This window comes from Candidatus Hydrogenedentota bacterium (assembly GCA_019695095.1).
Lineage (GTDB): Bacteria > Hydrogenedentota > Hydrogenedentia > Hydrogenedentales > SLHB01 > JAIBAQ01.
The window spans coordinates 1-8,565 of record JAIBAQ010000223.1 but is presented as its reverse complement, the minus strand read 5'-3'; the positions used below and the strand labels follow the sequence as shown (position 1 = coordinate 8,565).

At 57.7% G+C, this 8,565-nt stretch carries 6 protein-coding genes; 2 read left to right on the top strand and 4 right to left on the bottom strand.

All coding sequences use genetic code 11. The annotated features are described in order from the left end of the window. On the top strand, positions 1 to 3,912 hold a 3,912-nt coding region (locus tag K1Y02_23165; GenBank protein ID MBX7259281.1), incomplete at its 5' end, for a malectin. Between the two features lie 186 nt (positions 3,913 to 4,098). Then, positions 4,099 to 6,060 (top strand): hypothetical protein, encoded by a 1,962-nt coding sequence (locus tag K1Y02_23160; GenBank protein MBX7259280.1) that lies wholly within the window; start codon positions 4,099 to 4,101, stop codon positions 6,058 to 6,060. A 384-nt stretch (positions 6,061 to 6,444) separates the two neighbouring features. Here the strand turns inward: K1Y02_23160 and K1Y02_23155 are convergent, their stop codons facing one another. The 4 genes from K1Y02_23155 to K1Y02_23140 all read right to left on the bottom strand — a co-directional run. Beyond that, complete coding sequence (locus K1Y02_23155) at positions 6,445 to 6,831, bottom strand: GxxExxY protein (protein ID MBX7259279.1); 387 nt, start codon at positions 6,829 to 6,831, stop codon at positions 6,445 to 6,447. Positions 6,832 to 7,086: 255 nt separating this feature from the next. Then, positions 7,087 to 7,473 (bottom strand): GxxExxY protein, encoded by a 387-nt coding sequence (locus tag K1Y02_23150; GenBank protein ID MBX7259278.1) that lies wholly within the window; start codon positions 7,471 to 7,473, stop codon positions 7,087 to 7,089. Positions 7,474 to 7,726: 253 nt separating this feature from the next. Next, positions 7,727 to 8,179, bottom strand: a complete 453-nt coding sequence (locus K1Y02_23145; protein ID MBX7259277.1) for a YhcH/YjgK/YiaL family protein — start codon at positions 8,177 to 8,179, stop codon at positions 7,727 to 7,729. Between the two features lie 108 nt (positions 8,180 to 8,287). Further along, a partial coding sequence (locus tag K1Y02_23140; GenBank protein MBX7259276.1) for a hypothetical protein occupies positions 8,288 to 8,565 on the bottom strand: 278 nt, incomplete at its 5' end.

Below are 8,565 nucleotides of genomic sequence, written 5' to 3'. Positions count from 1 at the left end.
CTCATCGGATTCGGGGCTGTCACCCGCCTAGACGACAGAGGAGCCCTGATCGAGTGGCCCAGCACCCTTGACTACGGCGACGGAAGCCCGTGCCTTGCCTCCACCGACGACCCCACTTTCCCGCAAGGCCCTGTCTGGTTTGCTTACTTGGCCTCTCCCGAACGCGGTGACATGGAACTCATGGACGAAGTCGTGCAGCCTGACCCCTCCAATCCCGAGAAGGTCCGTGTCCCCGTCGGCTTTCGCGCGCCCTTCGAATGCCCCAGTATTGGCGCAACCCGCTTTCATCTTATGAACGGTTACGAACTGGTGCGCGTTTGGAAGGCTCCGAAAGACGGTACCGTGACCGTTCGCGGGGTCGCGCGCCACGCGTCAGGCACCGACCCTGCCACGGTGCGCATTGCACGAATCCATCATGAACCAGTCCGGAGCCTGTCATCGCGCAGCGAGTCCGCGTCCTGGACCCTCCTGTCGGGCACCGTCAGCGAAGCGACCGTGGGAGGACGTCCCGCGGTTCAGTTGGAGCTGGCATTGTCTCAGGACGCGCTGCGCGCCTTTCTCCATGTTCAAGCCCATCCCGGCACGTCCGTCATGCGTCAATGGGTCGAGCTCGAAAACGCTTCTTCCTCATCCTTCACGTTAAATGCGCCCTCGCCATTCACCTTCACATACAACGATCCTCAATCGTCTCCCCTGACTCACCACACACTGTGCGGCGGCACGAGCCGTCCCAATCAAGGCCAACTCGAAAGCGCCGAAGTGGGGGAGACCTACCACCGCACGGTTCTCGGAGAAAAGACAGACAACTACGTTCCCTGGACTGCGCTTGTGCGCAACTCTGCTCCCAACGACGGCCTGTTTATCGCGCTGGACCATCTCGGCACGTGGACGCTGACCGTCGATCGTGCCGGAAGCGATGCGGCCCTTTCCGCAGGTCTACCTGCCTGGACTGGCCTTACCCTTTCTCCGAACCAGAAGCTCACCATGCCGCTCGCGACTTTCGGCGTCTTCAACGGCGATCTCGATGATATGGGGCGGCGCGTGTACGACTGGCAATATGAATATCTCTGGGACTACACAAATCCCGACTACTACGCGAAGACAAAGTGGGCCGTTGCGTGGTTCTTCTGCTCCCGTAACCTGCAAGAACAATTTACCGCCCGTCTTGCCGGTCTCGACATGGACGCCGACCTCATGCGGACGCTGGGCATCGAGATGCTCTGGGACGATGCCGGCTGGTCAAAATACCCCAGTTGGCCCATCCCCGATTCCTACGCGGTTGTGTTCTCGCCAACCTTTGAGGGACCCGACTTCGCGGAGACACTCCGCTATCTCGACAAGATGAACATGAAGTGGCTTGTATGGACCGCGGGCCGTCCTGCTGGCGGCATCATGGACACCAAAGCCGGTTCATGGGGCGACTTTCAATGGCGCACGGATGGTGTCGGTAGACTCGGGCTTGCGGAAGAACAGGCTTTCCGTCAACGCGTCGAACGTTTCCTCACCGTGAATCCTGGCTGTTCGTTCCATACTTGCGACGGCGGCAGCCGATACGCCCATCAATTTGAGATCCAGCGGTTTGCGGACGTGAATTATCTCTCCGACATGGGGCGCGGTCCTCAGACCACTCACTACCTCTCCTATCTTGAACCACCCGACAAATGGCTCGATCTGATTGATGTCCTCACGCAAGGCGCGAAGTACAACCCGGAAATCATGCTGGGCCAGCTCTCTTTCGTTCCCGGTTGGTATGCCCGAGCCGACGAACCCGACCACGAAGCCATTCGCCGCATGATGGAAATCTACCGTTATCTGCGAAGCCAAGGCGTCGCGGGCCGATGGTCCTACATGATGCACCCGCGCGTTGAAGGCGATGAGGACTTCTACTACGACCAACGCCTGAACCATGATAAGACAAAATCGTGCGTCATTCTGAAGCACACTCCAAAGCCCGGCGCGACGTTCTATCCGGTCGGTCTTCAACCTGACCGCGAATACGCAGTCGGATTCGAATCGAAGCGGCAATCCTTCTTGAGTACCGGCGCGGACCTAATGGCATCCGGTATCGCATTAAAGGAACCCACTCCCGGCGAGCTCGTCTACCTCGGCTTGCCCAATAGGCCCGGTTCAGGCAGCGATCACACGCCGCCCGCCGCGCCCGGACAGGCCTACTTCCGCCGTGAAACCAACATCGGACACAGCGGCATCGGCATCCACTGGTCGCCCGGCATCGACGACAATTGGATCAGTTATTACCTCGTCCAACGCGGCGATACGGTCATCGGCAAAGCAAGTGTCGGCACATATTACTTCGATCACAGCCCCGGCTGGGACTCCGGTGCAGCCTACTCGGTGCGTACCGTTGACGGCGATGGCAACCTCAGTGACTGGACCTCTGCGCAACCCTTGCCAGGAGGCGAAGACACCTTCGCCGCGCTGGGCGGGCACTTCGCCGAGGCAGGCCGCGACGGTTGGAGCGCGGAAACTTCCACCGACGGCATCTCGTTCGCTCCCATGACGTTCGTTGCGCCCGCGAAGAGTCCCGCCGGCGACTTCGGCGGAACACCCAACCAGCCCGGCGGCGTGGAAGGCTACTGGGAAGGGCCCGACAATGCCCGCGTTGGCCGTGGCTGGCAACAAGCCTCTCCCTCGGTCGCATGTGTGCGCACCTGGACCGCTCCAAAGTCCGGGACGATTCGCGTCGTGGGCCGCGCAATGCGCGAAATTTACCGACAAAGCATGGGGGAGAGCCTGCGCGTCCACATCCTCCACAACGTAACTCGTGTGTGGCCTCAGGAAGACTGGGCGCAAGTCCCTGTAAACAACCTTACCGGCGCATCGCACGACCTGTCGTTTGATGTCGCCGCTGGCGACACGTTGCGCTTCGTCCTCGATCACGGCACGTCGCCTGACACCGACATCGTTGCGTGGATGCCACGCATCACGTACCTCGCCTCGGAATCTCCTCGCGACTCCAGTGTCGTGCGCATTCGTTGCGGTACTTCTCAGTCGTATACCGACACGACCGGCAACGTCTGGTCCGAAGACAAATACTTTACCGGCGGCGATGCGGTCTCCAGTGTTCGCGCGATTCAAGGCACGTTGCCCGCGACCGGCGACTATCCGCTCTATCAGTCCGGGAGACAGGGAATCGACTTCTCCTACGCGATACCCGTGAAGCCCGGTCTATACACCGCGCGTATCAAACTCGCCGAAACCCAATTCGATTGGTCGTTTCAACGGCCCATTAACGTACATATCAACGGCCGCGTGCTGCTCGAAAACTTCGACGTGTGTCATGCCGCAAAAGGACCTGGCCGAGCCTGCGACCGCGTTTTTCGTAACCTCGCGCCAAACGCGGACGGACAGCTTGTGCTGCGATTTACCGGTGGTTTCGAGCCCTCTCAGGAAACCGGAGAAGCCCTCGTACATGCCATCGAAATACTCCCTGAGACGAATCCCACGGTCCGCATCAACTGCGGGTCCACGGTTCCCTTCATCGACTGGAACAGCTACATCTGGTCCGCAGACCCAAGCGAAAGCGCATCGCTCCATTCCGATGCGCCCGTAGCGCAGGCATCGCCCACGCTGTACGATCAAACCCTCTACCAAAGCGCGCGCACAGGGAAGACACTCGTCTACACCGTGCCCGCGCCGCCCGGCGTGTACAGCGTCCACCTCAAATTCGCCGAGCTATGGCTCACCGAAACCGGCCAGCGCCCGATGTCCATCGAAGTCAACGGATTTCCTATTCGCGACAACTGGGACCCCGCTCAAGCCGCGGGGCAAATCGGCATGGCCGCCGACATCCGCACGCAAGCCATTACTCCCGACAGCAACGGCAATATCACCATCCGCATCACCGCCACCGGCGCAAACGATGCGATCATCCAAGGAATTGAAATCGAATAGTCACCGCGCAAACACATGACGGCATTCCTATAGCGTTCGCCTTCCACGGCAGTCGTCTTCGCTCTTGATTGCTCCTTCTATTCGTGTAATTCGTCTGATTCGTGGTCGAATTCCGGTCCCAAGTCGCGTTTCACCTCGCCCATCCGTCATACTCTCCCTGTCGTTGACTACCGGGGGGGGATTCTCATGTTGCCTTTTGTCGTCTCATTCGCGCTCATCCTGTCTGCTGCCGCGACTCCCGACTTCGAAGTCGTCGGCGACAACCTAGCCGCCAACCCCGGCTTCGAAGACGCCGACGCCAACGGCGCACCCACCGGTTGGGGAGCCGCAAGCGACGTCTATACCCGCGATACCGCTACGTTTCACTCCGGCGGCGCGTCACTCAAATACGTCAATGACAACGCGGACCGGTATCTTCTCTGCAGTCGAGGCATTCCACTGAAACCCGGCAAGATGTACGAACTCTCCTTCTGGGTGAAGACCCAAGGCGTGGACGGCGATGACAGCGGCGCCACAGTCTGCCTCGAATGGCACGGCAAGAACGGCAAATACCTCGGGGGCTTCTATCCTGATGGACGCAAAGGCGACACAGACTGGACGCAAGTGACCGCGATCAGTCCTCGCATTTCCGAAGATGCCACCGGCATTTCCATCAACTGTTATCTTCGCAAGGATATGAAAGGCACGGCCTGGTGGGACGATATCAGCGTGCGCGAAGTGCGTGAACGCCCGCTTTCGGTTGTCATGCTCTATCCCAACTACCGTGGCGAACTGACCGATGCCGGTCTCGCGGATGCACGCTTCAGCGCGTTCTTCAATCTCTCCGACTACGGTCTGCTTCCCAAGGACGTAGAGCTTCGGTGGCGCGCCACGTGCGACGCGAGTGGGGAAGAGGCCGCCTCCGGAAATGCCAATCCCACCTCAAACAGCCTCGAAATCTCGATACCAAAGGCTTCGTTCAAGGAAGGTCTTCACCACGTCACCGCGAGTCTGTACAGCAAAGCGACCGGGGAGTGCCTCGATGAAGAATCGCTCGCGCTTACGCGCCTGACAGGCTCTTCTCAACGCGTTTGCACCATCGACGAATACAATCGTCTTATCGTTAACGGCCAGCCATTCTTTCCGCTGGGCATGTACTGGGGCGGCATCGACGCCGAACAACTCGACATATACGCCGACAGTCCTTTCAACTGTCTATTGCCCTACGCTCAACCCGATCAAGCGCAACTCGACCTCGCACACGCGAAGAACTTGAAAGTCATCTATACCGTTAAAGACACCTACTTCGGCGCGACCTACTGCCCCTCGGACATCAAGAGCGTGGACGACGAGTTCCCCTCGATAAAGGCGAAGGTGGACGCCTACAAGAACCATCCAGCCGTTCTTGCCTGGTACATCAACGACGAACTCTCGCTCGAATACAAAGATCGCCTCGTCGCGCACAACGAGTACATCCGCTCCCTCGATCCCGATCACCCAACGTACGCCGTGCTGTTCCAATTCGACCAGATTCGAGATTACATGCCGACCTTCGATGTGATCGGCACCGACCCCTATCCCATCGCGCGCATTTCCGCTTCCCGCGCCGCCGAATATACCCGTGCCACCCGCAAAGGATCATGCTACGCGCGCCCCGTGTGGCAAGTGCCACAAGTTTTCAGTTGGGCCAATTACTCCAAGTCGGAAACACCCAAACCCGAAGACCGCATGCCCACGTTCGACGAAATGCGTTCGATGGCCTGGCAATGCATTGCCGAAGGCGCAAACGGACTCATCTTCTACAGTTGGTTCGACATTCGCCGCGACAAGACCACCCCGTTCGAAGAGCACTGGCCCAAGGTGAAGGCTATCGCCGCCGAGATTAGGGATATGATTCCGGTCCTGCTGTCCGTCGAGCCCGCGCCGCGTATCGAGACCGCACCCAACGAAGATATCTGCTGGCGCGCACAACAACTCGGCGACACAACGACTTTGATCGTCGTCAACGCAACCGAGAAGCCCGCTACGACGCAGTTCAAGCTCCCCAAACCACCCAACACTCTAGTCGTGCGCACCACCGGCGAAAACGTCACCGGCACCACGCAAACGTTTGACGTCGCGCTTGCCCCGCTGGAAGTGCGCATCTACGAAATGACAGGTCTGAAATGAAGCGATTTACCGATCCATGAAGTGAATACGCCCCAGATTCAATTGGCAAATTTGAAGTCTAAATTTTGAGATTTAAAATTTCCCAACCGCGCGATGTCCCGTCAACTTGATTTGGTCTTCGCCGGCGCTTCATACACTACTTTTTCACCACAACGACGCCAAGAAGACGCTGCACAGGAATCGTCAGTGACCGTGAGCGGCGCGGATAGTGATCCCATCATTAAGTAACAAGGTTACAGAGTTGGCCACCGTGTCCCAGGCACTTTACTCAGCCCAATCGCCCACTCGGAATACTTGTGCCCACCCGGCCGACTGTAACAATCCTCTTTATCGGGTGTTCTTCTCTTCTTGGTGTCTTGGTGACTTGGTGGTGAAAATCTCTTCTTACAGCGCTATTCGTTTTACGCCGTCCTTGATCAGGGGCACATTGAAGTTGATGAGCAATCCCAGCCGATGCCCCGTCAACTTCAAATACGTCATCACCTGCGCCCTGTGAACATCTAAAAGATGGTCCACCGCTTTCAATTCCACAACGACGCATCCATTCACCAGCAAATCGAGCCGCAACCCCGCCTCCAACTCGACTCCGTCATATACGACCGGCAACACGACCTGCGTTTCGACGTTCAATCCCCGCTTGCGCAACTCATGCGCTAAACATGCCTCGTACACACTCTCCAGCAACCCCGGACCCAACGCCTGATGAACCGCGAACGCCGCGTCCACAACCTGCTTGGCGACCTCATCCACCTCGCGCGGTATCGGCTCCATTGGAAGAGAACTCCTTTATCACCACTAAGTCACCAAGGCACCAAGAAGAAGAGTACAAAACGCGGGACTCCCAACCTATTTGATGGTAATCATAAAAACAGTATTCTGAAACTGTATTACAATCAAGGATTCCTTTTCTGGACTTCAGCTTTGAGCTCCAGCGCGATGTTCACGTGCGATCTGCGTAAAGCTCGGAGTGTGTTCCTTCCTCTTCTCTTCTTGGTGTCTTGGTGCCTTGGTGGTGAAAATCACTTCTTACAGCGCCATTCGTTTTACGCCGTCCTTGATCAGGGGCACATTGAAGTTGATGAGCAATCCCAGCCGATGCCCCGTCAACTTCAAATACGTCATCACCTGCGCCCTGTGAACATCTAAAAGATGGTCCACCGCTTTCAATTCCACAACGACGCATCCATTCACCAGCAAATCGAGCCGCAACCCCGCCTCCAACTCGACTCCGTCATATACGACCGGCAACACGACCTGCGTTTCGACGTTCAATCCCCGCTTGCGCAACTCATGCGCCAAGCATGCCTCGTACACACTCTCCAGCAACCCCGGACCCAACGCCTGATGAACCGCGAACGCCGCGTCCACTACCTGCTTGGCGACCTCATCCACCTCGCGCGGTATCGGCTCCATTGGAAGAGAACTCCTTTATCACCACCAAGTCACAAAGACACCAAGAAGAGAGGAAAGAGAACTCACTTCTAAGGATCCAAGCCGCAAGGCCTTGGAGGTTTTACGAAATGCGGATCTGAAGAGCTACATGGAGTATTGGTAATTGTATTACAGATTTCCAATGGTGGTGTGCCTGATGAGATCGCGTGATTAACGCGCACGTCGTGCTTTTCTCTTCTTGGTGTCTTGGTGCCTTGGTGGTGAAAACCTTCTTCTATTCGCACGCGATCTTCAGCACCACCTTGCGCACCGGCGCCGGCGCGTCCACCGCCAAGCACGGCTTGTGCGCCTCACCCGGCCAGAAAATCGCAAAATCCCCCGCGCGCACCGTAACAAAATCGTCGCAATCGCCCGTAAGCACCAAGCAATCACTTGCCTCGTCATACGGTTCCTCGCGAAGCCGACCCTTCACCGCGACGCCAATAAGCTCCGCCCCTTCCACGATGTACTGCAGATCCGCATACTTCCGATGCGCTTCCCATTCGCCGTTCTCGTGCAAACGGCTTTCATAGCGCATCGCGATGGCACGCAGCTTGTCTCCCTCCAGCTCATACTTGCCATCCGCGAGCGTTGCCAAATCCGTCTTCAATAGATACTCGAATGCCGCTTTAAACCGTGGCCCAAGGCCAAAATACAACTCGCCTCGAGTAAGAGTATCGATGATCATGTGAATCCCCCTTCGTTGTTGTGAAAGCAAAAGAATAAACAACTTGCTGCGCGTTATCTACGGCGAGACATTAGACAGGAAGGTAGGGGAGAGGTCAGAGAGAACTGGCTACGCGTTTCCAGCGCAACCGTCGGGACCTGCATCATGCGCCGCGCATTCGCCCTCATGGGCGCACCCGTGACAATGATGCGCCAAATGCTGCAGCATGTCGCAGTCCGGAGCCGTCCCCGGCGTTTCGCGGCGTACCCATTCCTGCACGAAGACCCACGCCACCGCCAAGGCCACGACGCCGCCTATGCCTATGAGCAGGTGCTGCAACATCGCTAACTCGTGCCGAGTCCCGCAAAGCCCATGAACGCCATCGACAGGATTCCCGCCACCATCAA